This window comes from Acinetobacter sp. HA (genome assembly GCF_000264725.1).
Classification (GTDB): domain Bacteria; phylum Pseudomonadota; class Gammaproteobacteria; order Pseudomonadales; family Moraxellaceae; genus Acinetobacter; species Acinetobacter schindleri.
Window position 1 is genome coordinate 1 of sequence record NZ_AJXD01000079.1, and the last position, 1,768, is coordinate 1,768.

Genomic DNA, 1,768 nt, shown 5'->3' on the forward strand with positions numbered 1-1,768 from the left:
CCACACAAGTTGTTCTTCATAATCTTTTAATGATCTTACTTAAAACCTCGTCAGTCTTAAGTTCCAACCCAATCACTTGACCTTTCGTTTCATGCATTGCGTTGGTGTGCTGCGTATTCTATACAGTTTCACAATGAGCGCAAGTGCTTTTCATAAAAATATATGAAAATATAATTTGGTCGTTCATTTTTTACTCTGAATGCGTATTTTTAGCAGCTTTAGGTGCGTAAATCCATCATTCTGGCCTGAAATATATTTTCAAAGTGTAACCTTTAGCCCTCAAACTAAAAAAGATCGGTATAAACCGATCTTTTTCATGTTTTTTTAATTCCCTTGCTCTGCTAGCCATAACATAAACTTCCGACGCTCTTCTTTAGATGCTTGTTGCCAAAGCTGAATCAGCTTTTGGTCAGTAGGAGTTTTTATTGCTGTTTCAGCTGAATTTAGATTTGCTACCATTGGTGATACCACTGCCTGTGCATAAACAGGCGCAGGCTGATTTGCAGGAGCAACTGTTTTAGTTGTCAAGTCTAGTGCTTTACCTAATACACTTTTACCCAATAATGGTTTGGTTTCACTATTTGCGCCTGACTGTTGTACCAACAATTGATTTCTGGCGTCATATAAACCAATGATCGGTTGGTCTTTATATTTTTGTGCAGTATCAAAATCTTTAGGTGCATTAATCAAAGCCAAACGATAACTTTCGCCATCTTTTAATTCAGGTGTTTTAACTGTTACTACATCCGATTTTAAAATGTCATGGCTGTTATCATTATGCTGGAAGAATTCAATATAACGTACACTAATTCTATTTGAACCCGGATCTAGCTTATAAGTCTGTTTTTTACGGATTAATCCACTATTCACTTCTCGCTCATTCACCCCGACAATCTTGATTTCTTCTGGTGCCGTCAAGGTCACTGCTGAAAAAACAGAAGTACTTCCCATTAAAGTCGCAACTGCGATCATAATACGTAAATTCATTCGCTTCTTTTTCCTGATTATTTAAATCTGCTTGCACTATGCCGAGTATACGTGACAATTTTATGATAAATCACTTAGACAAACAGCCAAGACTTTAAGCATATATTTATATATCCATCTGATTTATTCAGCTAAGCACTTTATCTTGAATGAATACAAAATAAAAAAAGGAGCACCGAAGCACTCCTTTTTTTATTATTTAACTCAATTAATTAAAAGTTTTAAAACGCTCTGCATCATCCATAAAGGTTTTTTCACCTGCTGGTGCTTCGATCGAACCAAACACAAGTTGGGCACGTAGCTTCCAGTTTGAAGGCACATCAAAAGCAATTGCAACTTCATCATCAATGATCGGATTATAGTGCTGCAAAGAGGCACCAATATTTTTCTCCGCTAGCGCTGTCCAAGTGGCAAATTGGGCAATTGCTGAAGAATGCTCTGACCATACCGGGAAATTATCTGCATATAATGGGAATTGTGCTTGCAGCTCTTTCACTATTTCCTGATCTTCATAAAATAAGGCTGTACCATAACCCGCTGCAAAACTGTTAATTTTATTATTTGTTCCTTCAAAGGCATCAGCTGGAACAATTTTCTTTAAAGTATCACGAACAATATTCCAGAAACTTTGATGCGATTCACCAAACAGGATCACCACACGAGAAGTTTGCGAGTTAAAAGAAGATGGGCTATGACGTACCGCTTCCTTAATGGTATTTTCAACTTCTGTCTGATCTAGGCTTACATTATTACAGAGGTGGTCCCACTTGTTTGAACAACT

At 37.0% G+C, this 1,768-nt stretch carries 2 protein-coding genes; both read right to left on the reverse strand.

From position 1 onward, the window contains the following. Positions 1-324 precede the first annotated feature (324 nt). A complete protein-coding gene (locus tag HADU_RS11505) occupies positions 325-987 on the reverse strand; it encodes a DUF2057 domain-containing protein (protein WP_008306641.1) in 663 nt (220 codons plus the stop codon). A 208-nt stretch (positions 988-1,195) separates the two neighbouring features. Further along, positions 1,196-1,768, reverse strand: a 573-nt coding sequence (locus HADU_RS11510) for a nitroreductase family protein (protein WP_008306643.1), incomplete at its 5' end; no start/stop codon positions are given.

Bases quoted from the DNA above. Each gene is read 5' to 3' on its own strand.
- HADU_RS11505 (WP_008306641.1), bottom strand. From the start codon at position 987: ATGAATTTACGTATTATGATCGCAGTTGCGACTTTAATGGGAAGTACT.